This is a genomic window from Oceanobacillus sp. FSL K6-3682, from assembly GCF_037976165.1.
In the GTDB taxonomy this organism is placed as follows: domain Bacteria; phylum Bacillota; class Bacilli; order Bacillales; family Amphibacillaceae; genus Oceanobacillus; species Oceanobacillus sojae.
This window is the reverse complement of the sequence record NZ_CP150263.1, coordinates 3,980,705-4,006,438: the sequence shown is the minus strand read 5'-3', so window position 1 is coordinate 4,006,438 and position 25,734 is coordinate 3,980,705. Positions and strand designations below refer to the sequence as shown.

The window sequence follows — 25,734 nt, the reverse complement described above, 5'->3', positions numbered from 1 at the left end:
ATTTGTCCACGAAACAAATTATTTAGTTTAAAGCCTAAATCGAAACGTTTCAAAACAATTCATCACTAATTATAATTTCCTAAATGTATGAAGTCAAATAATAATTCACTTTATAATGCACTTTAATTTAAGTTTTGGAGAAGGAGTGAATTATTAAAAAATATCTTGAAAACGAATTCATTCTATAATAAAATAAATATATCGAAACGTTTCGATAATTAATTCACAATATAAAAGTAGGAGTGAATACGATGAAAAAGTTTTTTGGAGGATTTTTAGTTGTCATATTATTGGTTGCCTTCCTTAGTGCTTGCGGCAATGATGATAAGGGAGGAGAAGGCTCTGGCGGCAACAGTGATACAATTACTGTCTGGGCGATGGGGGAAGAAGGTAAATTATTAAAAGAAATGGCAAAAGGATTTGAGGAAGAAAATGAAGGATTAACTGTTGAGGTACAAGCATTGCCTTGGGAAAACGCACACGATAAACTCCTCACAGCTGTTGCTTCTGGAAATGGCCCAGACGTTTTGCAATTAGGAGCAACCTGGATTCCGGAATTTGCAGAAGCAGGTGCATTGCTTGATTTAAGTGATTATGTAACAGATAATCCAGAATTTGCAAAGGTAAATTATTTTGATGGTGCTCAAACTTTAATGGAATATAATGATGAGACTGTGGGTATTCCCTGGTATGTAGATACGCGCGTTCTGTATTATCGAACAGATATATTGGCTGAAGTTGGTTACGATGAAGCACCAAAAAATTGGGAAGAGCTGGAAGATGCAGCTCAAAAGCTGGCTGATCGCGGTGACGGACAATGGGGAATTGATATTGACCAAAAAGACCAAATTACTCCGTTTATCTTTGCATGGCAGAACGGGTATCAAGCTGATATTGAAAATAATGATTTAAATTTAGATTCTCCAGAATTCTTAGGCGCAATGGAATATTATACAAGCTTCTTTGAAAACGGATATAGTCAGCAAAATGAAGGGCTGGATATTATACAAGCTTTCGCAGACGGTTCTAAAGCAATGTTCTTTAGCGGTCCGTGGATGATCAATCAATTAAATGATCAAGTACCTGATATCGAAGGGGACTGGTCGGTTGCAACGATGCCGGGTAATACATCAAATACATCTAGCTTAGGCGGCTCTGTATTTTCTGTATTCCATACTTCCGATAATGTGGATAATGCAATGAAATTTATTTCCTATATGAATGAAACAGAAACACAGATTGAATGGATGGAAATGTCCAATGCACTTCCTGCACGAGTGGAAGCTTGGGATGATCCTGCATTAAGTGAGGATGAAAAGTATAGTGTGTTTGGTGAACAGCTAAATGATGCTATTCCTGGAATTCAGGTAGAAGAATTTGAACGGATTGCACAGGAATTGTTAAATGCATTAGAAAGAGTAAATGTTGGCGGCGCTGATTTAGAAGCTGAAATGGAAACATTTAATCAAACAGCACAACAATTATTAGAATAATAAAGTGATACACAGGGTAAATAAAAGCGGCTTCAGCATATATTTACCCTGCCTCTATTATGAATATACCTCTTTGATAGGTGGTTAAAATATGAGTTTTATGAAGAAAATATTAAATAATCGGCATCCATATATGTTTATTGCACCGTCACTTATCCTGTTAACACTATTTAGCATCATTCCAATTACTATTGCCTTTTTCATTAGCTTTACTAATCTGGATTTAAAAGGATTAGTGGATTTTTCCAGTGTAAGCTTTATAGGCTTAGAGAATTATAAAGCATTATTAACGGATGACCGGTTTATTAAAGCGATATTAAATACTGTTTTCTATGTTTTAATTGGGGTACCTCTAGTTGTGCTTTTATCATTAAGTATTGCACTTTTACTTAATTACGGTACTAGTAAACTTTTTACTTTTTTTAGATCGGTGTATTATATGCCATCAATTACTAATATAGTGGCAATTGCTGTAATTTGGGGCTTTTTATACAATACAGAGTACGGCTTAATTAACTATATTCTTTCTTTTCTATCGGTGGATAATATTCCATGGTTGAATGAACCTACTTTAGCGAAAATTTCTTTAATTATCGTTGCTGTTTGGAAGAGTCTTGGTTTAAATATGATTATCTTTTTAGCTGCATTACAAGGAATTCCAAAAGATTATTATGAAGCAGCAGAAATAGATGGAGCAAATGGCTTTCAAAAAATGCTGTACATTACATTGCCTCTCTTGCGATTTGCTACATTCTTTGTAACTGTAACTACATTGATTGGCTGGATTCAGTTTTTCGAAGAGCCGTTTATTATGACGCAAGGGGGACCTTTAGATGGAACGTTGTCTATAGCGTTATTTATTTATCAGGAAGGTTTTCAATTCAATGAATTTGGCTATGCAGCTGCAGGATCATTTATTCTATTTATAATTATTATTATAGCTACACTAATTCAATTTAAACTAAGAAAATCTGATACGGAATATTAATAAGTCTGGGGTGAAATTTTGTGTTAACAACTGCTAAACGTAAAAAAACGGAAAAGATAGTGATGACTATAATCATGATGTTAGGTGGAATATTAGTTTCTATTCCATTTCTATGGATGATCTCAAGTGCATTTAAGCCAGAGAATGAAATATTGGCAATTCCTCCTACAATATTCCCGGAGAACCCTACATTTGATAATTTTATAAAGTTATTTACAGAAATGAATTTCTTAGTATATCTGAAGAACACACTCATTATTGTAGCAGTTTCATCCGTCGGCTTATTATTTAATGGAATGGCAGGGTACGGATTTGCTAAGTTTGACTTTAAAGGAAAAGAAAAACTCTTTTATTTAGTACTGGCGACGATGATGATTCCGGGCCAAGTAACGATGATTCCAGTGTATCTTTTATTAAATGAGATGGGATTAACTAACACAATGAGCGGTATTATATTACCGGGATTGGTAGCTGCGTTTAATATATTTTTATTTAGACAGTTCATGGCAACCATTCCAACGAGTTTAATTGAAGCAGCTCGTCTAGATGGTGCAGGGGAGTTTTATATTTTCTTCCGTTTAATTATTCCAGTCGCAAAACCGATATTTGCTGTTCAGGCTGTTTTGATGTTTATTGCAGCGTGGAACAGCTTCCTATGGCCATTAATTATTGCAAATGATGAAAGTCTGTATACTTTATCTGTTGGTTTATCCTTATTAAAAGGTCAATATGCTAATAATTTCGCATTGCAAATGGCTGGTGCAGCATTTATGGTTGTTCCGATTATGATTATTTTTGGTTTTTTCCAAAAATATATTGTAGAAGGTTTTACAATGTCAGGAATAAAGTGATAATTATTATTGAATGAGCTATAATTATTTTAGCGTAGGAAACGAGATATTTTATTGATTAGATTCATGGGGGAATAGTATGGCAACAATAAAAGATGTAGCTAAATTAGCAGGTGTAGCGGTATCAACGGCTTCCTATGCTCTAAATAACAGTAACAAAGTCAGCGATCATACTCGTATGAAAGTATTAGATGCTGCAAAGGAACTAAACTACCAGAAGAATGGTATCGCAGCAGATTTGAAAATGGCAAAAACAAACACAATTGCTTTGATTTTGGGAGATTTATCAGGACCATATTATTCTGAACTTATCCAAGGCGTTCAAAGTGGCTGTTCTGCTAATAATTATGGGTTAATCGCTTGTAGTGCGATTGGCGGCTCTCAATCCACAGCGGTAAAGTTTTTAAGAGAGAAAAGAGTAGACGGGGCTATTATTCTTGCGCAAAATATTAGCGATGATGTCATTTTAGAAGCGGCTAGAGACGGTTTTCCACTTGTAGTTCTGGATAGAGAAATGAAGCATACAAACATACAAAGTGTATTAGTAGATAATGTACATGGAGGGTATCTGGCTACAGAGTATTTGATAAATCAGGGACATAAAGAAATTACCTTTGTCAGCGGCCCTAACAACTCACTTGATAACCAGTTAAGATTTGAAGGTTATTTAAAAGCTTTAAAAGATTATCAGATAAATTTTCAGCCTGTTTGGAAGGTTCCAGGTAATTTCACACGTGAAAGTGGTTATAAAGCCACCAAAACAATTATTGTGCAAAATAATTTACCGGATTCTATTTTTTATGCAAATGATGAGATGGCGATTGGCGGTTTACAGGCTTTTACTGAAAATGGTATAAAGGTTCCGGGAGATATTTCCATTATAGGTTATGATGATATTGAGATATCAGAATATGTGGATCCGCCTTTAACAACGATCAAACAGCCTAAATATGAAACAGGTTCATTAGCCATACAATTAATCTTCCAGTTGCTTAGAGGAGAAAAGATTAATCATTTATATAAATTAAATACAGAATTAGTTGTACGAAGTTCTGTTTAAATGTACGAGATATTTAGAAGTAAATTATCAAGGCTGTTGGAATCGTTACGGGAACAGTCGTGTTTTCCTTTATAAAAAACTATCTTCTAATTACTTGTTAAAATTCAAGTAATGGGAGGTAGTTTTTTTATAGATTGGGGCCAATTATTTCCTGCTTACATACAAACATCCATATACGTATCAAAAATATATAAAACCGAAAACACTGTCAAAGCAAGGATTTAATATATATGAAATAAGGCATTAATAAAAGGTCTGCAAGCATTTGACCCAAAAATAAAGCCCTTTCATATTGACGTGTATTTGGATGTATGCTATTATACGGATAAATTCGAATATAGGTCACATGTTACTAACTTGATTAGGCATGGTGGTATTTTAAATAGGACAGATGTCCTATCTATACCTCCATGCCTTTTTTTGATGCTCTATAACATGAGACTATTTCGTAATTCAAGGAATACAAGATTACATGATAAAACAGGAAAGGACGATTTTACATGTTTAACAAACTAAAAAAGGAACAAAAAGCTAAGCTTTATGCTCCTGTAAACGGAAAAGTGGTCTCGTTAGAGGAAGTTCCCGACCCCGTATTCAGTGAAAAAATGATGGGTGAAGGAATTGCGATTACACCAACGGATGAAGTGATTTTTGCTCCGTTTGATGGAGAAATCGTGCAAATTCCCGAAACAAAACACGCAGTTGGTATCAAGGACAAAAAAGGCAATGAAGTCTTAATTCATATTGGGCTGGACACGGTTGATTTAGCAGGAGAAGGATTCACTACAAAAGTCAAAATTGGTGATTCAGTTTCAGTTGGCCAGCCGCTAATCGAACTCGATCTGGAATTCCTTCGAGAAAATGCGAAAGACCTTGTGACTCCTATCGTTATCACTAATAGTGTGAATAGTGAGAAGGAAATCCAATTAACAGAGGAAAAAGAAGCAAGTGCAGGTGAAACCGTTCTACTTACCATCACTAGCAAATAACACCAGCATGTAGAAGGTGAGGCTTGACAATGAAAGCAACGAAAATTCTCAACAATAATGCCGTTATCATCAATGATCAAGGACAGGAAAAAATAGCAATTGGCGGCGGTGTAGCCTTTAATAAAAACAAAAACGATATCATTAATCCAGCTAAAATAGAGAAACTGTTCGTGCTGGAAGGCAATGAAAAACTGGAAAGATTGCTTCTCCGCATTCCGGAAGAACATTTTATCCTTTGTGAAGAAATCATTGCCTATGCTGAAGAGCAATTGCAGACCAAAATGAGCAGTCATATTCTTCTGGGCTTATCTGATCATTTATCCTTTGCGATTGAACGGGAAGAGCAAGGGATTCATTTAAAAAATAAGCTGATTCAGGAAATCAAAATTTTATACCGGGATGAGTTTAAGGTTGGATTATGGGCGATTCGTCATATCAAAGACAAGCTTGGTCTCGAAATGCCGATTGATGAAGCAGCCTTTATTGCGCTGCATCTCCACACAATGAAACTTGAAGGAGGTGATTTGCGCGAAACGATACGAGAAACAACCATTATTCGCAATATGGTAGAAGTTATCAAAACGACTCTCGACATTTCCATGAAAGAGGATGATCTGGCCTATGAACGGTTGATTATGCATTTGCGGTTCGCCTTGAACAGACCCAATCGTTACGATGTACACGTAATGGATAATGAAATGCTAACTATGATCCAGCACAAATTCAAAACTGCTTTTAATTGTGCAAAACGGGTGAGTAAGCATTTGTGTGATGCACACGGGATTCAATTGCCTGAAGAAGAAGTAGGTTATATCTCCCTTCATATCGAAAGACTTCGAAATTATTAAATCTAAAAGGAAGGTGTGTTTATGGACACCACAGAGCAATTAGCAAAGAAGCTGTTAGTCTTAATGGGGGGCGACGGGAATATAAGCTTCGTAACATATTGCGCTACCCGATTGCGGGTCTCCTTGAGAGACCGTACATTGGCCAAAAAAGAGGATATTGAGGCTCTGGATGATGTCCCGGGTGTTGTTGAAAGAGATGACACATTACAAATAGTTATTGGTACTAATGTTGGAGATGTTTATGATGCTTTCATGAAGGCATGGAAGACATCAGAGAATACCGGAGATGGAGAAGGCAGTTCTACGCAAACTAGCGGAAAGAAACGCGATTTGTTTAATCAATTTATTGCGTTAGTTGTAAGTATCTTTTCACCATTATTACCATTATTAGCTGGAGCAGGCCTTTTACGAGGATTTACGATTTTGGCAAATCAGCTGGGGTGGCTATCGACCGAGAGCACGACGAATTTGATTCTGGAGAATGCAGCAACAGCAGTCTTTTATTTCCTGCCGCTTCTAGTTGCTATGACTGCAGCTAAACGATTTAATACAAGCCCTTACATTGCTGTTGCGATTCTTGGTGCATTGATTATGCCGTCATTTATGGAATTGGTGCAAAATGACGAGGGTGGTAATTTAATAAGCTTTATGGGCATACCAATGCCTGTTTTTGATTACACAAGCCAGGTGATTCCGGCAATTATAATTGTTTGGATACAATCATTGATGGAGCATTTCATGAAAAGAAAGCTTCCACACAGCTTGCATATGATTGTAATTCCGACTGTCTTACTGTTTATATTGGTGCCGGTTACTATTGGTATAGTAGGACCAATAGGAAATTATGCAAGTATTGGAATTGCTAATGCTGTAGGGTGGTTAACTGGTATTAATCAAATTATTACAGGAGCTTTCATAGGCGGGATATGGAATATTTTAATTATGTTTGGTGTACATTGGGCTCCAAACACAATGGTGATTATACCTGAAATTGCTGAGACGGGAACCTCTGCACTTATTGCTTACGGGGCAACCGCTAATCTTGGCATGGCAGGCGCGGCATTTGCTGTATTTTTGCGCACTCGTAACATGGAATTGAAAGGGTTATCAGGAACTGCAATGGTCTCTGTTTTCTTATCAGGAATTGTGGAACCTGCTATCTATGGTTTGGGAATCAGATTCAAAACTCCATTAGTAGCAGGATGTTTAGGCGCTGCTCTTGGTGGAGCATTTATGGGAGCGTTTAACGTTGTTGGAAATGCATTCGTTTTCGGAGGGCTGACAACTATTCCTGCGTTTGCGGGACCAACTTTATGGGCTTATATAGTCGGTCTGGCAATAGCTTTTTTCGGAGGTATGGTATTGACCTTACTGTTCGGAATTAAGGATCCAGAAGCAGAAATGTATAAAAAGAATTAAATACAAAAAGGGAGCTGATTGAATGAGTTTAAATACAAAAATACAAGGAATCTTAGGAATGGCAGCAATAGGCGATGCCATGGGAGCAGCCACAGAAAACCTGTCATTCGATCAAATACGCACACATTTTGGACAGCCAGTGAGTGAGTTTAAAAAGCCTGATAAGACGGCATTTGCACTAGGAAATGAAGCTGGACAAGTAACAGATGATTTTTCTCAAATATATTTTCTCAGCAAGGCGATTTTGGGAAATGACGGTGTTATAGACAAGGAAACTGTTAAAAAAGCCATTTTAGCTTGGTCCAATGTTCCGTGGTATTTTGACCGTTTCGCAGGACCTACAACTCGAGGGGCAATAAAGATGTATAAGGACTCAAAAGAGTCGGAACCAGCACCTTTACCCGGCGCTGTGACAGTAGACTATGCATCAAAAGCAACGAATGGTTCAGCAATGAAAATTGCTCCAGCAGGGATTTTGAATCCGAATGACTTGGAGGGAGCTATTGATGCTGCCATTATCGTTACACAAGTAACACACGATAATTCACTGGCAATTTCAGGAGCATGTGCCGTATCAGCAGCAGTAAGTGCATCTTTGGCACCTCATGCTACGGTGGATGAGGCGTTGAGTGCAGGATTTTATGGAGCTATTCGCGGTGAAACAAAAGCAAAAATAGTTTCTCGCGAAGTAGCAGGACCGAGTGTTGTAGAGCGAATCAAGCTGGCTTATAGTATAGCAGACGGTCATGGCACAAAAGAAGAGAAGCTGCGAAAGCTGTCACAGGTAGTGGGAAGTGGTTTACACATTTCGGAGGCTGTTCCCAGCGCATTTGGAATTATTGCTTTGAACAAGGAAAATCCTCTGCAGGCAGTAATCGATGCGGTGAACATAGGATATGATACAGACACGATTGCCGCTATTGTGGGATCTATGGTTGGAGCATTCGTGGATTTAGACAATGAAAAATTTGCATCTTTATATGAGACTGTACAAAAGGCGAATGATTTTGACATTGTCGAGCTGGCAAATCTATTAACAAATGTGGTGCAGGAGTCTGGGGGAAAAGGACGTTAATTGCTTCGTGGAAATTTATGGGATATATTATTATAACTTTTCGGGTCTAAAGAAGCTTTTAGTAAATAAGAAAAGTACACTAAATATATTTACAATGATAACTCTCTTTTCGTTAGAATTAACACTGTAACCTTTCAAAAGACAGGGCCAGAGTGAAGCTGCTTTATGAGCGGTTTAACTCTGGCCTTGTTTTTTGTCTGATAATTTATACCAATGCTTCATCCTTTTCCTAATCAGATAGGCAAATAATTATTTCACTGCGTGAGCTCACTGAAGTTATGATTGATTATGTAGAGAACAGATAAAGAGATGCATTACATGAGTTTAAATGAAGAAACAGAAGCTGCTCATTTGGACTAATTCTGTTCATCGGCAAGTACTCGCAGCTATGAAATAGATTGGGACTTATGAAGAAAGGTGTAATTTATGGATAAACGTATATATATTTTAGTGGTCGTTTCATTTGTGGTGGGATTAGTGGAACTTATTATTGGCGGGATAATTGATTTAATTGCGGTGGACTTACAGGTCAGTCTTGGAAAAGTCGGCTTTTTGATAACGATTTATTCGTTGATCTTAGGAATTTTAGGTCCGGTTCTACTGGTTTTAACTGCAAAAATGGAACGGAAGAAATTGACGTTATTATTTTTATTTCTGTTTTTGATAGGAAATATTGTAACTGCTATTTCTTCCTCGTACATGATTCTTCTTTTAGGAAGAATTATATCTGCTGTCAGTGCATCACTTCTTATTAATTTGTGCCTGGTTCTTGCCCCAAGTATTGTGGAGGTTAAATACCGCGGCAGGGCATTGGGAATTGTCTCAATGGGAATCAGCGGGTCCATTGTATTAGGATTGCCTATAGGGCTATTATTGGGTAATAATTTTGGCTGGAGAGCGCCATTTTTCCTGATTATCTTTTTGACAGTACTATCGCTGGCCGGGGTACACTTTTTTATGAAGAAGGTTGAGCCAAAGCCGTTTCTTCCACTTGGCAAGCAATTAAAAACATTAAAGAATAGAAAGATATTCTTTGCTCAGACAACAACATTTCTGTTCTTGGGCGGGCATACTGTATTATATGCTTACTTTACGCCATTTTTAAAGGATGTTGCAGGGTTCGGGGAATCAATGGTAAGTGTTGCTTATCTGATATTTGGAATTGCAGCTGTTGCCGGCGGAGGACTAGGCGGAATAATGGGGGATCGGATTGGAACAAGAAAAAGCATTTTTATTGTAGCAATCGTATTTAGCTGTGCAATATTTAGCATTCCCTATACGACATTCTCCTTCATTTTATTTGCAGCTGTTATGGTGATATGGGGCGCGATGAGCTGGGCCATGTCACCGCCTATGCAAAGCTATCTGATTGAGACAGCTCCGGAATCGTCAGATATTCAGCAGAGTATAAATAATTCTGCCCTTCATTTTGGAATTGCATTTGGGTCGTTTGTCGGCGGGATTGTTATTGAACAATCAACTGTTAACTACAATGCAATCGTTGCGGGGATTATTGTATTATTTTCAATCGGCACAGCTTATATCTCTATGCGTGGAGGAGCATCCAGTCTAGGTAAAAGTGAAGAGGAGAGAGTTCAGAGGGAAGGGTGACAGTGCTGATAAAAACGATATTGTACTGTTGTGAAGGAGCAAAAGCTGTCATTAAGAAATGATTATTTCGTTGTAATTAAGTTCATGAAATCGATAAGAGCGGGTCTGCTAATTTTCATAGGAGCCCAATCTTGTGGATTCATGGGCTTATTCTTATGGAATAATTGCTGGCGAAACACTTGAAGTGCTTACTTCCCTTGCTTTTGGATTTACATTGTTTTTATTCGTCAGCCATATTTTTTACACTTGGGGGAAGGATGCTTTGCGGATGAAGATCCAGCATTCAGGAAAACATGAGGGTTATATATAGGTTTGCTTTTTATCACTTCTTGGAAATGTATTCCGGATTAAATAGAGATAACTAATTAGATCTTTAGTAGAAACATAGTTTGCGAGAGTTAGCGGGTAAGGTCATTGATGAATGGCTTCACCCGCTTTATTCGAGTTCTCATTTTTGAAGGTTGCCTTCATAAAATTGAAAGGTTTATTTTCAAAAGCAATCTGATTACTTTCAGCCTTGAGCAAAAGTTACTGGTTTCTTTTTATGTTATTATAAAATCAAAAATTATTATATCTTTCACTTTCAAAATGACGTGAAGCAAGGAGGTGTTATCATGGACGTATGGTATGTGAGCTATGGCTCCAACATTAGTAAGGATCGCTTTGCCTGTTATATCGAAGGCGGTATTCCTGAAGGCTCCGAAAAAGAGGAAAGAGGCTGTAAAAATACCACTCCGCCAAAGAAAACAACAAAAGCCATACTCCCTTATCCGCTCTATTTTATGAAGGAAGAGAGCAAATGGGGCAAGGGTGGAGTTGCCTTTATCGGTCATGAACCGGATAAAGACACAAGGACATATGCAAGAAAATATTTGATTACGGATGAACAATTCGGGGAAGTTGTGGAACAGGAAAATAATGTTGGTGCCTTACATATCAATGTGCAGGATGTTATGGATAAAGGCTATGTTGACCTGGAAGAAGGCTGGTATGGAAGGGTTATTTACTTGGGGAAAGAGGATGGGGCGCCAATGTTTACATTTACAAGTCCAGATGTAATGGGAACACATGGGTTTAGCACTCCTCCTCAATCCTATTTATCTATGATTTCCCGTGGATTAAAAGAAATTGGCCTTACAGAAGAGGATATTGTGGAATATTTCTTATCTAAACCTGGAATTGAAGGAGAGTTTATGGAGGATTCACTTTTTGGGTATATTTTTGGCTGAGTATAATTTTTCATAGCTTAAATCAACATAATATATATTCTTAACAGCTGCTTTATCTAGATTTGGGGTCTGGTTTAGATTTGGAGGGGCATAGTTGAACTTTAGAGTTTTAGACGACAAATGCTTTTATTCCAATCTTTAAGTAATCATACTTAAAGCGAATGTTTAAGTTGGAGAATTAATTTGGTGGTGGATTAGGTTAATAGTAGAGGTGAAGTGGCGGGGGAATCCCGCCACCGTATAGAGTGCGAAATATTAACTACATTAACATTAGTCATTATATAAAATTTCAATCCACGCACCCAAATAGAGTGCGAAATCGCTTTTTTAAAGATCATTCTTCCAGTAGTATATTTCAATCCACGCACCCAAATAGAGTGCGAATTACTGTAATCATCTTCATTGTCAAACCATGGTGATTTCAATCCACGCACCCAAATAGAGTGCGAATTAATTTACTCATTGACTTTGATTCCGTAGATGATATTTCAATCCACGCACCCAAATAGAGTGCGAAATCCGCATACGTTTATAACAGATATAAAACTTTAATTTCAATCCACGCACCCAAATAGAGTGCGAAACTGGAACAGAATCCAGTACCACATATTCCTCTATTTCAATCCACGCACCCAAATAGAGTGCGAACATACCAAGGCTCATATGATTTTCTACGTGAGAAATTTCAATCCACGCACCCAAATAGAGTGCGAAGTTGCAGATTTTACAAGAGTAATGGAAGCTACGTATTTCAATCCACGCACCCAAATAGAGTGCGAAACAAATACAGGTCTTCTGTTAACAATATATTTATATTTCAATCCACGCACCCATATAGAGTGCGAAGGATAGAATTGAAACAAAGTTGGATAGGATTCTAATTTCAATCCACGCACCCATATAGAGTGCGAAAAAACTAAAAGGAGATGTTACAAATGAGAGAATGATTTCAATCCACGCACCCATATAGAGTGCGAATAGACCTCCAAAATCTTCTAAAATATAATCTTTTATTTCAATCCACGCACCCATATAGAGTGCGAATAGATTATGCAATGTATGATAAACTGATTTGGAAATTTCAATCCACGCACCCATATAGAGTGCGAAAAGGCGTTTGCAGTTGATGCTAATCTTTTATTTAATTTCAATCCACGCACCCATATAGAGTGCGAACGTAATCGAATGTAAGTCAAGTGGTAAATATTATATTTCAATCCACGCACCCATATAGAGTGCGAATTTCCAACCCGGTAATACTACTTTTGTAGGCTTCATTTCAATCCACGCACCCATATAGAGTGCGAAGATTACCGCCTGATTCACGCTGTATTTGAGCAAATTTCAATCCACGCACCCATATAGAGTGCGAAATGAGGGCATTGTTGCTGATTCAATAACTACTGATTTCAATCCACGCACCCATATAGAGTGCGAAGAATACAGGTTGAAGTCTTCTCTTGCTAAAAGAGATTTCAATCCACGCACCCATATAGAGTGCGAAAGCGCATAATATACGCCTAGGTACAGCAAGGGTTTATAACTGTAAAAGTGCTAACCTAAAATATTGATTCCGAAATTTGGATGAATCTATACCAAAATTAGCTAAAACCCTGTTAAATCAACTGGTGCTAACCTCCCTAGTAATTTATGTTCGCTTAGGGTTAGCACCAAGTTAATTAATATATTCAGAAAACCAAAGGTCCTTCCAAATCTAAAGAGTCTTTAATACTAAAATATTCCACTTTAGAATGATGGTTATCACCTAAACGATAAAGTCTAATGCTATCTCTATCTATATCAATTATACCAAGAAGTTTATTTTTTAGGATAGTATATTGTGTGCTGTTAATAATACATTCAAAAACAGAATTTTGCACGCGCTGACCATAGCTTTGGCAAAGTTTTGCTACCTTGCAAAGTCGTTTTTGGCCGCCGGAACTTGAAGTACTTACATCATAAATAACTATGATTAACATGCTTCACCTAAGAAGGGATGTTTCAAAGATTCTTGTTTCTTTTGCTGCTTAACGGCGAAAACGATTAACAGAATCTCTCAGTTCATAGAATCGATCAATAATCTGATCTCCCAGTTCTACATAAAGACTCATATATAATGTATCTACAACTACAAGCTGAGAAATTCGTGTTGCCATATTAGCAACACGAAAATATTCTTCCAGCATCGGTGTATAGAGTGGAATCAGAGCTTTACGAGCTAATGTTGATTTCTGCAATGTGGTAACAGCAACAATAATTGCTCCCTTTTCTTTTGCCAGTTCAACAAGTTCAAGAATTTCCTGTGTTTCGCCAGTAGTGGAAATAGCAATAAATACATCTCCAGGCTGCATGTTTAAAACTAAAGAGAGCATATAATGGAAATCTCGATTAAAAAAAACTTTAATTCCAAGCTTAGTAAACTTATGCGTTAAATCCTCTGCAACCATCGCAGATGCACCCGCACCATAAGTAACAACTGTATGACTCTTTTGGATGGCAGAAACAGTGGACTCAATATTTTTTAAATCCAATGTATTAAGTAATTGCTCAACTGCTTGCCTATCCAACTCCAGCGTATTAAAGAAGATGTCACGCATGGATAACTTATCAGCATGTTCTTTTTGAACAATATTAAAACCAATTTTATTTTCTTTCAGAGTCAGTTCCTGATTAAGCTCTAACTTAAAATCACGAAACCCTTTAATTCCCAGCTGCTTACAAAAGCGGACAACACTTGCTTCACTAACTTTAGCAGCAAGGGCATATTCCTTTATGGTCATTCTGGAAATCTTGCCTAAATTATTCAAGGTATAATTCGCAATTTTCATTTCAATCTTTGTAAAATTCTCTTGAGATTTTAAGCTTTCAATCAAGGACACACTGGCTCCCTCCTAGATGGTTTTCTTTTTTAATTGTTCAAGGTTATCAACAAATCTTTTTGTGATAATCTCCGGTCTGGTAATAGCAGAACCGACAACAACTGAATCCGCTCCACTTTTATATGCCGACACCAATTCTTCAGGTGTAGAAATATGACCTTCGGCTATAATTGGAACTTTCACATGATTTTTTAACGCGCTGACGAATTCATAGTTAAAACTGTTTTGATCCTTTGTTTCTTCAGTATACCCCGATAGCGTTGTAGAAACAATATCTGTCCCACATTCTTCTGCATATAATGCACTCTCTAAATTATCACAATCAGACATGACTAAAATATCGGGATAATTATCATGAATACGTGCAATAATTTCTTTTAAATTCTCTCCGTTTGGTCTGATTCGTTTTGTTCCATCCAAAGCAACTATTTCTGCGCCTGCTTCGATAACAGCAGCTGCACTTTCATACGTAGGTGTAATATAGACATCAAAGCCTTCAAACCATTGTTTGTAAATCCCGATAATAGGTAAATCCACTGCTTTTTTTATAGCAGAGATATTTTGAGGCTCTGTTGCGCGAATTCCTACAGCTCCTCCTTGTTTGGCAGCTTTAGCAAATGCAACCATGATGTCTGTGCCATACATTGGCCATCCTTGGCGTGCCTGGCAGGAAACCACCAGGCCGCCTCTGATAGCATTTAATAGCTCTTCTTTCTCCATAAACCAATTCCTCCATTATATAATGTTTAAAAGTCTTCCAATTAAACCAATCGCAAAGCAAATTAGCATCAGCCAATAAATCGCTTTCTTATTTTTAATTAGAGCGAAATAAAATAGTAATGTAATCACCAGCGGAAGCAGGCTCGGAAAAATTTGATCAAGCAATTCCTGAAGCATTATTTCTTTTCCGGCACTCGTCCATTCCGCAGTTAATTCAATCTTTACAAAGTTCACAATCATGGCTCCGGTAACCATCATCCCAACGATTGTTGCTCCTTGAACAAATTTCTGAATTACATCGGAACTTTTCATTTTGGCAATGAGCTGGACACCGAATTTATATCCCCAAAAAACGCCAAAATAACGGGTTAAGACATTTAATAATATATTAGGAACAATGAAAAGAATTGGACCTAGTATATTTCCGTTAAGTGCTAATCCAGCACCTATCGCAGCAAAAATAGTCATAAATGTTGCTTTAAATACGGAATCTCCAATACCAGATAAAGGCCCCATTAAAGCAGTTTTCGTAGATGCAATTGTTTCATCGGTAATAACACCTTGTTGTGCTTTCTGTTCTTCTAAAGCTGCAGCAACACCTAATACAACGTTTGCAGTATATGGATGACAATTAAAAAATTCATTATGCCTTTTTAAAGCTGACTTATATTCGCTCTCGTCAGAATATAAGCGTTTGAGGGCCGGAACCATCGCATAGCCAAAACCTAAACTAATATATCTTTCATAATTGATACTTGCCATACTGAAAAATGATCTTACAAAAACACGCCATAGATCTTTTTTCTTCAAAAGGCTTTGCTCATTTTGTGAGGTTGAATCCGCAGCTGTAAAGGTTTCCGTATTTTCTTTCGATTTACTGATTACTGATATACCAGCTGCTATCCCTAAACCTAATAAAGATACAGCTAAAACATTTAAATCTAAATAAACAGATAATATAAAACCAATTAAAAAGAAGGGCCAAAACTTTTTAAGATCCATCATTTTCAATAGCATAGCCATCCCAATTGCCGGGAGTAAACCTGCGGCAATTTCCAGACCTCCGGAAACCCATCCGGGCAACGCATCATTTATACGACTAACGAAATCGCTGCCAAAGTAAATTGCTAGAAAAGAAGATACAAAAAATACACTAAAGAAAACAAGTATCCCGGACAGGTGGAGGAGTTCCATCTTTCTTGTATTCCCATCGACAATTGCTTTATCTGATTTATGAACTAAATAAATATTTAAATTCCAAGCTAACATGATTAAAAACTGTGCTAAGATTCCAATCGGCAGGGCAAGAGTAATTCCTAAAGCTGTGGATTCAGCTTGAATAGCATAAATTGTACCGATAATTCCTGCAATTTGTGCATTCGGGGGAACAGATCCGCCAATCGGGAGGACCCCCATAAACATTAACTCGACACTTGCACCGACAATTAAGCCGGTTTGCAAATCTCCAAGAATTAAACCAATTAATGGACCAGCAAAAATAGGGCGGCTAATCATCCAATAACCATAACCGTAATTTTCTGTAATGAGAAGGGCTACTAAAACACTCAACAATAGAGCTGCTATCAATGTCATTTAAACTTCTCCTTCCATTAAATTCTGCTTATTAAGTCAATTGACTTATCACTGGGAGCTGTACGTACATCCAAATAAATATTCTTTGAAGCTAAATCTCGAAAAATATTTTTTTCTTCTTCATTCAGATAGACTGTTTTCGTGATTTCTTCTTTTTCTTCTTTAAAATACATTCCGCCTACATTAATTTCCTTAAAATGAACCCCTTGATTTACTAAATCCAAGATAGTCTGGGGCCCTTTCACTACTAAGAATGTATTTAATTTATTTTCTGATTTAAAATAATTACTTGCTTCTTCTACAGAAAGTAATTGAAACTTCTTTCCCTCTGGAACAGCCATTTCCAATAACATTCTTTGCATTTCATCATGCACCAGTACATCATCTACTACGACAATTTCTTCTACTTGATACGCTACCGACCATGAATAAGCTACCTGTCCATGGATTAATCTCTCATCTATTCTAGTTACTGCAATACTCATTCGAGCTCCTCCTTATTCTATAGATGTTCAAAAAAAGAAGATTTTGAATATCTTATATTAAATTATTTTTTGAATCATTTTATTGGATTCTTCAATTAAATGATTAGCGGTGATATGACTGTCTGTGCATGCTGTAATAATCATAGCCAGGTGATAACCTGAAATTACTGTAATTCCTTCCTCTTGTTTTCCTATCAGAGTTGCTACGTTTCCTGGTGTACCTCCTTTAATATCTGTTAATATCCAAAATTCATTAATGCCATTCTCTCTACCTTTCTCTATCAGTGAATGAAGTCGTTTATGATAATCTTGTGCATTTTCAGATGAACTCAGATTTACGGCATGTAAATGAGTTTGTTCTCCTAAGATCATTTCTGTGGATTGTTTCATTCCTAAACATCCATCCCCATGTCCTGCTAAAATAATCTGCCTCATATTTAGTCCTCCAATGCTGTTCTAAGAAATCCATTTGCAGAAGCAAGCAACTGTTCTGCTTCTGTCATTCCTAGATTTTTCTTAACCATAATGATAGCCAGCTTCAACTGATAATCTGTTCTTGATAAAATTTGCTGTGCTTCTTCCAGGGAGATTTCTCCAACTGTACTCAAAATACGTTCAGCTCTTCTTTTTAATTTTTTATTGGTTGCCTTTACATCAACCATCAAGTTTTCATATACTTTTCCAATACGAATCATTGAAATAGTAGACAGCATATTTAAAACTTTTTTCTGAGCTGTGCCCGATTTTAATCTTGTAGAACCAGAAAGTACTTCCGGTCCGACATCTAATTCAATTTTCAGTTGAGCGCATCTTCCTATTTCTGAGTCTTTATTACATGCTAATGCTACAGTTTGTGCATTCTTTTCTTTCGCATAATTTAAAGCTCCTAAAACATAAGGTGTTCGTCCGCTTGCAGCAATTCCTACAACAATATCCTTGTTGAATATTTTAAGCGCTTCCAAATCGATGCTTCCTTGATCAAAGTCATCTTCAACTCCTTCTATTGCTTCGACAAATGCTTTATTTCCTCCAGCTAAAACGCCAATTACCTGATCTTTAGATACACCAAAGGTTGGAATACATTCAGCCGCGTCTAAAACGCCAAGACGGCCGCTCGTTCCAGCGCCTACATAAATTAACCGGCCTTTTTGCTCAAGGCATTTCGTAATTTCAGTAATTACAGTTTCGATATTCTTTTCTTGGTTTTTAATTGCAAGATCGACTGTCTTTTCTTCTTCATTCATTAATTGAATAATTTCAATCGTACTGCATTGATCGAGATTTTTCGTCCGGTTATTACGCCTTTCTGTTAAAAGCTGTTCCAATTTTTCTCCTCCTTTTTGAATTTTTATTAATAATAGAATAGCATTTATGAAATTTAATTTCAATATTTGTTTTAATTTTAATGAAACTTTATGCAATTATTGTTTTAAGTATAATTATAAAAGAAAGATTATTTCCTTTGTACGAGCTAATGAAAGGGTTCACGATATAATTAAGGAAGAAAGTAAATGGGGCGCCAATGTTTACATTTACAAGTCCAGATGTAATGGGAACGTATGAATTTACCGCCCCGCCTCAATCCTATTTATCTATGATTTCCCGTGGTTTAAAAGAGATTGGCATTACAAAAGAGGAAATTGTGGAATATTTTTTAACTAATCCTGAAATTGAAGGGGAGTCTACGAGGGATTTGCTGTTTCGGTATATTTTTGTTGATTATAGTGTTCGTAACTCGAAACAGCTAATAGATATGCTTGCAATAGTCTCTGAAATAGTTCTTAAAATAATAAAAGTCATGAGCTGTCAGTTAAGGAAGAAGCTCATGACTTTTATATTTTATTTAACCAATCCTACTGAAGCAAACACAATGTAACATTTCTAACCTAGTTAACTATTTTAATAGCTTTCTCCAATCTTTCCAATCCATCTACCAGCTTGCTGCGTGGACACCCAACATTCATCCGCAGGAACTTTCCTTTGTTTACATGGTAGACGCTGCCGGACATAATTCCTACATTACCGGTATTTACTAAAGCATGCTGAATTTCATCATCGGATGCTTGCAGGTTTGAGCAGTCCATCCATGCAAGGTATGTGGATTCCGGGATCTTAAATGTTATCTCCGGAAGCTGGCTTTGGATAAAAGAAGATACAAGGTTCATATTTTCATACAGGTAGTCCACCAGATTATCAACCCAATATGCAGAATGATTATATCCTTTAATAATAGAAAGCAGGCCGAATATAGATGCACTTGATAAGCCATCGCGCTCCTTCATGATCGTCAAAAATTGTTCTCTTACTTTTTCATCCGGGATGAATGCATATGAGCCGCCTAAGCTTGGCGTATTAAATGTCTTACTGGCAGAGGTGCAGATAAATACATTGTCCGGATTCCTCGCTATACTGGTGATAGGTACATAACTGTGATTTTGATAAACAATGTCCATATGAATATCATCGGAAATAATTTTTACCTGGTGTTTTTCGCAAAGTTTGATAATATGCTGCAGTTCATTATGATTCCAGGCTCTCCCGGTAGGATTATGCGGATTACAGAAAAGCAGCACTTTTACCTTGGGACTGGAGAGCTGCTTTTCTAACAAATCAAAATCGATAGAGTACGAGCCATCTCTATAAAGCAGCGGATTCTTGACAAATTCCCTATTAGAAGCAGATACCTGTTTGAAAAAAGCATCGTATCCGGGAGTCTGCAGGATGATTTGATCGTCTTCCTCTGTTAGAATTCCAATTAATTTGGAAATAGAATAAATAACACTTGGGCTATAAACAATCCAATCAGCAGGAATATCCGCAGTAAAACGAGATTTGAACCAATAGGTGACGGCTGATTTATATGCATTGTGATTCCACCTTGTATAGCCAAATATCCCATGTGCTGCATATTCTTCTATTGCCTGTAAAATCTCAGGCGGACTTTGAAAATCCATATCTGATATGGAAAAAGGGAGTACATCACTTTTACCGAAACGATCTTTGGCGAAATCCCATTGTGTGCTATAGGTTCCTTTTCGATTAATGACCTTATCAAATGGAATAGTCAAAAAAGCACCTCCTGGATAATTAAAATGATAGCTCTGTATCTTCTGATTCTTCTACATCGCTCTCCTTACGCAAAAATCCTACTGCTAATGCAATAATGATTACGGCAATAAACAGACCGATTAATAACATAAATGGACCATTAACAAATGGCAGCCCCCAGATCCCGATTGCTGCAGGAATTGGAGATTGTGCTCCAAGTATTAATGCAATACCGCCGCCGATACCAGAACCAATAGTAATGACAGGGATTACTTTTAAAGGTGTAGCTACTGCATAGGGAATTGCTCCTTCTGTAATTCCTAATGTTCCCATCAATGCGGCTGGAATAGCGTTGGTTTTCTCAGATTTTGAGAACTTATTAGGGAAGAGCAGTGTTGCTAAAGATAAACCGAGCGGCGCCCCCATAATGCCAATCCAGCATGCTGCCATAGGGGCGTAAATCCCTTCAGCCAGTGTAGCGTAACAGAATGCCAGAGCAATTTTATTAACTGGACCGCCCATATCAAATGCCATCATTGCTGCAATTATAAATCCTAAGATTAATAGATTATTGCCTTCCATAGAATTTAGCCAGTTTTCCAAGCCAGTCATTGCTGGAGCTAAAGGTAACGAAATAATTGTCATAAAAATGGCTGATGCGCCAATACCAAGTACGGGGATAATCATAATCGGCTTGATTACTGCTATGTTTGGATGCAACGGTATTTTCTTTAACTGGTTGGTAATCCACCCTGCAAAGAATCCGACTAAAATACCGCCGATATATCCGGTACCAAGCTCAGCTGCAAATACACCACTCGCTAAACCAACTGCAATCCCGGGCCTGTCCGCAATGGAATAGGAAATATAACCTGCAATCATTGGAACCATTAAACCTAAAACCCATACTCCATAGTCAGCTAACTTTTCGCCTATCATTGTTTCTTCACCAATGATTACTCCTAATGAAAGTAATATACCGCCAGCGACGACAATAGGAATCATATAAGAAACCCCGGTCATCAGATGTTTTTTAGCTGTGTTCCACATAGGTCTCACTCCTGTTTTTATTGTTTGGCTATTGCGTCATCAATGACCTTTGCAGCATTTTTAACTGCTGCTGCAACAGGGACTTCGTGAATGCTTTTGCCATCAAATCTATTTGCTTTTTCGATCTTTGTATCAATTGCCCAAATGACTAAATCAGCTTTTTCTATATCTTTTTCCTTGATTTCATTTTCAATTCCCATGGAGCCTTGCGTTTCTACTTTTATTTTGTGACCCAGCTTTTTGGCTGCTTTTTCTAATCCTTTTTTTGCCATATACGTATGCGCAACCCCGGCTGGACATGCAGTTACTGCTAAAATATTCATTATTAAACCTCTCCTTTGTCTGTGAAAATACCCGTAATGGTTGTAAGAATTTCATGTTTTGTTCTTGCTGAAAGCAATGACTGGACGAAATGGTCCTCCATCAAGTTCTCTGATAACGTTGCTAATAATTTCAAGTGAAAGCTTCCTTCATGTTCGGTTGGAACAGCTAATGCTATCAATAGCTGTACTGGTTTATCATCCATTGCTTTCCAATCAATAGCATCTTTTAGTGTTATTACGCAGATAGCGGGCTGGACCACCTCTTCCATTTTTGCATGAGGGATTGCAATTCCGCTGCCAAACCCGGTTGTGGAGTTTTTTTCTCTTTCCATCATTCCATGGTAATAAGCTGCTGCACTTTTTACGCATCCGGCTTTCAAAACAAGATCGGCAACTTTTTTCAAAGCTTCTTCTTTTGATTGTGCTTCGACATTAAGCTCAATTAAACTGTCATTTATTAATTCTGATTTATTCATAGATGATTCTCCTAACTAAATAGACTCAATAATGTCTAAGAATGCGTCATAATTTTTAGATAAACATAGTTTTTTTACATTATCAGGTGACTGAATAATTTCATACAAAGATTCGAATATCTCCTGAAATTTTGTCTGGAGTCTTTTTTCCAAAACGATAATCATCACTAATTGGACTTCCTCTGCCTCTGACCATTTTAATGGTTTCTCCAATACTGCAGTGCAGATAAATGATTGGCTGGAAAGCATATGCAGCGGGTGGGGAATGGCGACCATATTTCCAATGGAGGTTGGAGATATTCGTTCACGTTCCATAATAGAATCCCGGGTTTCTTTTTCTATATAACCCTGGTGAATCATCGCTTCTGTCATTGTTTCCAGCATCTCCATTTTTGTTTCTGGTTTTAAATTCTGGAAAAATAGTTCTCTGCGAAAAAATGGTTGGATGACTTTATTTTTGTTATGTATTTCCTTTAATGTATTCTGTACTTTTATAATATCCTTATCATCCAAAATAGACGGTACATGTACAACCGGTATTTCCAGATGCCTTTCAATGGGAACAGTCGTCAAAATAAAGTCGGGTTTTTGCTTCAGAAGTTCATCCAATTGATGCAGAGCATATACGCCGGTAAGGTTATAGCTGTTACCCAAAACGTGAGACAGCTTTGTTAGAAGCAGCTCTGACGTTGCCATCCCTGAAGCACATACTAACGCGATTTTCTTCTTGGAAACATATTTTATCCGTTGTCTTTCAATAGCAGCCCCCAAATGTAAAGCTAAAAAACCGATTTCATTTTGATTTACCTGGAAACCTGTAGCTTTTTCTACACAATGTGCTGCAATAACACCTGTTTCAAACGCAAGAGGATATTTAATTTTAATTTCATCAATCATCGGATTTCTGATATTCATATTAAAAGTGAGTCTTGTTACTAATTGCTTCAAGTGCAGACCGAGACTATAAAATAATTCTTCATCCTCGTCGATATGCAGGCTCTTCAAGCCAATTTTCGTTTGTTCCATGATCTCCATCGTTAATTGGAAGATTTCTTTGCCTAAATATAATTTCAGATTTGGAAAAGATATTTCTCCTTTTTTACCTAATCTATTGCCAACTAAATGTAAAGCAACATACTCAATTTCCTGTTCAGGATTCTGGATATCATAAAGTGTTTCAATAGATTTATTAATCTTTTCAGCTATTCTGTATTCATTCTCCTTTTTGAGAAATTCTATATGGTTGATAGAGCTGATATGCTGGCCGCTTTTAATTCTGCCGATAGCAATCATGATATGGATGACGATTTTATTTAAGGTATCATCCATGACCTCCATATCATTTCTATTTAATTCATCGAGGATTATTTTTTTAATTTTATCTATATCATCCTCAAAGAAGTAATAACCAAAGCTATTGATGAGTTTAAGAATCAAACGGTTATCAAATTCTTCACTGTGTATAAAGTAATCAGAAATGCAGAATCGTTTATTAACTTCATTTCCATCTGCTTTAATTCCCTGATGGTCTTTAACTATTTTAATGTTATAGCTGTTTAAAACCTGTTTTATTCTCTTCAAATCATTCTTAATCGTTGATTCACTTACATACAACTCATCCATAAATGATTCAATTTTTATGCTTTTATTAGAATATAAAAGTCTTTTGATAATGAATTGTACTCTATCCTCAGGTGTGACAGTAACGGACGTATTATTAAATAGAGCATTTTCTGCTTCGACTTCATAAAGTAATTTTTTAAGCTGGTCTTCAGATTCGGCAGTTATTTTATAGCCTTTACTCTTTTTGGATACAATTTCTGTTTTGAATTCTTTCATTTTATAATTTATTGTTTTGATATCTTCACGTATCGTTCTTGATGTCACCCCCAATTTCAATGCGAGCGTATCACTTGTGATAAACTCATTTGCTGAAGAGAGTATCTTAATTATTTCTGCCATTCTTAAAGTTAAGTGTAAGGACATTTTGTATCCCCCTAATTTTATTTTAGTTAACGAATCTAAAGGTGCACAGGGAGTCTTTTTCCGTTAGGTAGAGGAAATGAGTTACTTAAAGAGGAAGGAATGGAGGGAAGATAAAGAAGCAGAGACTTTAACAAACCCGATTACGAATTTATTATACAATATAGTTAACTGAGTTATAGTAATATGAAGTTATTCCTTTGTGCAATTTTATGAAAATGCTTACAATATAATTAAGGAGGAGATCAAAATGAAAAATGAGCCAGCAAAGCAGATTGTCTATGTGAATACGTTTACGGATGGAATTCTGGATCCAGAAAAAGCAATGCTTGGGCCTGTAAAGGACGGCGGATATATTATTGCTAATACAGCACCTGGATGCTGGGGTCCGATGATTACGCCATCTCTTCAAGGCGGGCATGAAGTGACACAGCCGGTTTATGTTGAAGGAGCAGAGGTTGGGGATGCAGTTGCTATTCATATTTCTTCTATTCAAGTAACATCTATGGTTACTGCTTCCGGTAATGACCGCACTGTAGAAGGTCATTTTATTTCCGATCCATTTGTGGACGCGAAGTGCCCTGAATGTGGGATCGTGAACCCGGATACGGTTATAGAAGATGTCGGATCAGAAGCAGTACGATGTTCAAATTGTGGAGCAGCAGTTACTCCTTTTCAGTTCACGAACGGATACAGCATTGCTTTTGATGATGATAGAACAATAGGAGTTACTCTGCCAAAAGAAGCAGCTGAAGCAGCAGGAAAAGACGGACGTAAAAACATGTGCACACCTGAGCATTCTGTGCAAAATCCAATCGTATCTGTGGCTCCTCATGACATTGTAGGCATGGTCGCCAGGGTACGTCCTTTTTTAGGACAAATTGGAACAACACCGGCCAGGGCTATGCCGGATTCTCATAATGCAGGAGACTTTGGTCAATTTTTACTGGATGCTCCCCATGATTACGGTATAACGAAGGAACAGCTGGAAGAGCGTACAGATGGACACATGGATATTAATCGGGTTCGGGAAGGGGCAGTTTTAATTTGTCCTGTAAAAACGGAAGGCGGCGGTATTTATCTTGGAGATATGCATGCGATGCAGGGAAATGGTGAAATTGCCGGGCATACAACGGATGTTTCTGGAATTGCTACGTTAAAGATAAAATTGCTAAAAGGAATTAAGATTGACGGGCCTATTTTACTGCCGGTTGAGGAGGATCTTCCATATAATGCAAAGCCGTTATCTGAACGGGAAAAGTCTGAAGCTTTAAAGGTTGCTAAAGCATATGGTTTTGAAGAAATTGAGGAGACTGCTCCTGTATCATTTATTGGAACTGGCGCAGATTTAAATGAAGCGACGGATAATGGTTTAACGCGCGCAGCTTCCGTACTTGGGATGAGTGTTCCAGAAGTTATGAACCGCGCGACTGTTACAGGGTCTATTGATATTGGGCGCAATCCTGGGGTTGTGACAGTTACATTTTTAGCACCGCTGTCAGCACTTGAAGATGCGGGGCTGAGTGAAATTGCTATGAAACATTATCATTTATAGATTGATGTATAAACGAATCTATAATAATACATTTAAAAAAGTGGGATAGTAATGGGACT

Annotated in this window: 25 protein-coding genes and 1 CRISPR repeat array; of the genes, 13 read left to right on the top strand and 12 right to left on the bottom strand. The window is 37.2% G+C overall.

Going from position 1 to position 25,734, the window contains the following annotated elements; genetic code table 11:
* The first annotated feature begins 251 nt into the window (after positions 1-251).
* The 11 genes from MHH51_RS19575 to MHH51_RS19525 all read left to right on the top strand — a co-directional run bounded on the left by MHH51_RS19575 (position 252) and on the right by MHH51_RS19525 (position 11,563).
* Entirely contained in the window at positions 252-1,493 is a 1,242-nt protein-coding gene (locus tag MHH51_RS19575; RefSeq protein ID WP_339283114.1) for a sugar ABC transporter substrate-binding protein, read from the top strand.
* Positions 1,494-1,593: 100 nt separating this feature from the next.
* A complete protein-coding gene (locus MHH51_RS19570) occupies positions 1,594-2,481 on the top strand; it encodes a sugar ABC transporter permease (RefSeq protein WP_339286328.1) in 888 nt (295 codons plus the stop codon).
* 62 nt (positions 2,482-2,543) lie between these two features.
* Complete coding sequence (locus MHH51_RS19565; protein ID WP_339286327.1) at positions 2,544-3,332, top strand: carbohydrate ABC transporter permease; 789 nt, start codon at positions 2,544-2,546, stop codon at positions 3,330-3,332.
* A gap of 79 nt (positions 3,333-3,411) precedes the next feature.
* Positions 3,412-4,392, top strand: coding sequence for a LacI family DNA-binding transcriptional regulator (locus MHH51_RS19560; RefSeq protein WP_339283113.1), 981 nt, complete (start codon positions 3,412-3,414; stop codon positions 4,390-4,392).
* Between the two features lie 500 nt (positions 4,393-4,892).
* Complete coding sequence (locus MHH51_RS19555) at positions 4,893-5,381, top strand: PTS glucose transporter subunit IIA (protein ID WP_147209997.1); 489 nt, start codon at positions 4,893-4,895, stop codon at positions 5,379-5,381.
* 29 nt (positions 5,382-5,410) lie between these two features.
* The gene (locus tag MHH51_RS19550) at positions 5,411-6,229 is read left to right on the top strand and encodes a PRD domain-containing protein (RefSeq protein ID WP_339283111.1); all 819 of its coding nucleotides are present in this window, start codon (positions 5,411-5,413) and stop codon (positions 6,227-6,229) included.
* A gap of 21 nt (positions 6,230-6,250) precedes the next feature.
* Positions 6,251-7,648 (top strand): PTS transporter subunit EIIC, encoded by a 1,398-nt coding sequence (locus MHH51_RS19545; RefSeq protein WP_339283110.1) that lies wholly within the window; start codon positions 6,251-6,253, stop codon positions 7,646-7,648.
* 22 nt (positions 7,649-7,670) lie between these two features.
* Entirely contained in the window at positions 7,671-8,723 is a 1,053-nt protein-coding gene (locus tag MHH51_RS19540) for an ADP-ribosylglycohydrolase family protein (protein WP_156985069.1), read from the top strand.
* A gap of 426 nt (positions 8,724-9,149) precedes the next feature.
* Positions 9,150-10,334 (top strand): MFS transporter, encoded by a 1,185-nt coding sequence (locus tag MHH51_RS19535; RefSeq protein WP_339283108.1) that lies wholly within the window; start codon positions 9,150-9,152, stop codon positions 10,332-10,334.
* Between the two features lie 133 nt (positions 10,335-10,467).
* The gene (locus MHH51_RS19530) at positions 10,468-10,644 is read left to right on the top strand and encodes a hypothetical protein (protein ID WP_156985068.1); all 177 of its coding nucleotides are present in this window, start codon (positions 10,468-10,470) and stop codon (positions 10,642-10,644) included.
* Positions 10,645-10,948: 304 nt separating this feature from the next.
* The gene (locus MHH51_RS19525) at positions 10,949-11,563 is read left to right on the top strand and encodes a hypothetical protein (protein WP_339283105.1); all 615 of its coding nucleotides are present in this window, start codon (positions 10,949-10,951) and stop codon (positions 11,561-11,563) included.
* A 286-nt stretch (positions 11,564-11,849) separates the two neighbouring features.
* A CRISPR array of direct repeats spans positions 11,850-13,067; the repeat unit is 32 nt; unit sequence ATTTCAATCCACGCACCCATATAGAGTGCGAA.
* A gap of 184 nt (positions 13,068-13,251) precedes the next feature.
* Here the strand turns inward: MHH51_RS19525 and cas2 are convergent.
* Genes cas2 through murQ form a run of 7 tightly spaced genes read right to left on the bottom strand, consistent with a single transcriptional unit; the run spans position 13,252 to position 18,565 of the window.
* A complete protein-coding gene (gene cas2, locus MHH51_RS19520; RefSeq protein WP_339283104.1) occupies positions 13,252-13,542 on the bottom strand; it encodes a CRISPR-associated endonuclease Cas2 in 291 nt (96 codons plus the stop codon).
* Between the two features lie 48 nt (positions 13,543-13,590).
* Entirely contained in the window at positions 13,591-14,442 is an 852-nt protein-coding gene (locus tag MHH51_RS19515; protein ID WP_339283103.1) for a MurR/RpiR family transcriptional regulator, read from the bottom strand.
* Positions 14,443-14,454: 12 nt separating this feature from the next.
* Complete coding sequence (locus MHH51_RS19510; protein WP_147210004.1) at positions 14,455-15,162, bottom strand: N-acetylmannosamine-6-phosphate 2-epimerase; 708 nt, start codon at positions 15,160-15,162, stop codon at positions 14,455-14,457.
* A 15-nt stretch (positions 15,163-15,177) separates the two neighbouring features.
* Positions 15,178-16,755 (bottom strand): PTS system mannose/fructose/sorbose family transporter subunit IID, encoded by a 1,578-nt coding sequence (locus MHH51_RS19505; protein ID WP_156985057.1) that lies wholly within the window; start codon positions 16,753-16,755, stop codon positions 15,178-15,180.
* Between the two features lie 17 nt (positions 16,756-16,772).
* Positions 16,773-17,240 carry a PTS sugar transporter subunit IIB gene (locus MHH51_RS19500; protein ID WP_147210006.1) on the bottom strand — a complete coding sequence of 156 codons (468 nt, stop codon included), beginning with the start codon at positions 17,238-17,240 and terminating at the stop codon, positions 16,773-16,775.
* Between the two features lie 57 nt (positions 17,241-17,297).
* Entirely contained in the window at positions 17,298-17,675 is a 378-nt protein-coding gene (locus MHH51_RS19495) for a PTS fructose transporter subunit IIA (RefSeq protein ID WP_339283100.1), read from the bottom strand.
* A 2-nt stretch (positions 17,676-17,677) separates the two neighbouring features.
* Positions 17,678-18,565, bottom strand: coding sequence for an N-acetylmuramic acid 6-phosphate etherase (gene murQ / locus MHH51_RS19490; RefSeq protein WP_339283098.1), 888 nt, complete (start codon positions 18,563-18,565; stop codon positions 17,678-17,680).
* Between the two features lie 197 nt (positions 18,566-18,762).
* Between murQ and MHH51_RS19485 the strand changes: the two genes are divergently transcribed.
* Entirely contained in the window at positions 18,763-19,116 is a 354-nt protein-coding gene (locus MHH51_RS19485; RefSeq protein WP_339283096.1) for a hypothetical protein, read from the top strand.
* 10 nt (positions 19,117-19,126) lie between these two features.
* Here MHH51_RS19485 and MHH51_RS19480 read toward each other — a convergent pair whose 3' ends face one another.
* From MHH51_RS19480 to MHH51_RS19460, 5 genes are read right to left on the bottom strand one after another with little or no spacing between them, the layout of a single operon-like run.
* Positions 19,127-20,308 (bottom strand): MalY/PatB family protein, encoded by a 1,182-nt coding sequence (locus MHH51_RS19480; RefSeq protein ID WP_339283094.1) that lies wholly within the window; start codon positions 20,306-20,308, stop codon positions 19,127-19,129.
* 19 nt (positions 20,309-20,327) lie between these two features.
* Positions 20,328-21,338 (bottom strand): PTS fructose transporter subunit IIC, encoded by a 1,011-nt coding sequence (locus MHH51_RS19475; protein ID WP_339283092.1) that lies wholly within the window; start codon positions 21,336-21,338, stop codon positions 20,328-20,330.
* 17 nt (positions 21,339-21,355) lie between these two features.
* Positions 21,356-21,661 carry a PTS fructose transporter subunit IIB gene (locus MHH51_RS19470; protein ID WP_147210011.1) on the bottom strand — a complete coding sequence of 102 codons (306 nt, stop codon included), beginning with the start codon at positions 21,659-21,661 and terminating at the stop codon, positions 21,356-21,358.
* Positions 21,662-21,663: 2 nt separating this feature from the next.
* Entirely contained in the window at positions 21,664-22,137 is a 474-nt protein-coding gene (locus tag MHH51_RS19465) for a PTS sugar transporter subunit IIA (protein ID WP_147210012.1), read from the bottom strand.
* A gap of 15 nt (positions 22,138-22,152) precedes the next feature.
* Positions 22,153-24,123, bottom strand: a complete 1,971-nt coding sequence (locus tag MHH51_RS19460; RefSeq protein ID WP_339283090.1) for a BglG family transcription antiterminator — start codon at positions 24,121-24,123, stop codon at positions 22,153-22,155.
* Positions 24,124-24,370: 247 nt separating this feature from the next.
* On the opposite strand from MHH51_RS19460, the gene MHH51_RS19455 reads away from it, so the two are divergent.
* A complete protein-coding gene (locus tag MHH51_RS19455) occupies positions 24,371-25,675 on the top strand; it encodes an acetamidase/formamidase family protein (protein ID WP_339283088.1) in 1,305 nt (434 codons plus the stop codon).
* The last annotated feature ends 59 nt before the right edge of the window (positions 25,676-25,734 follow it).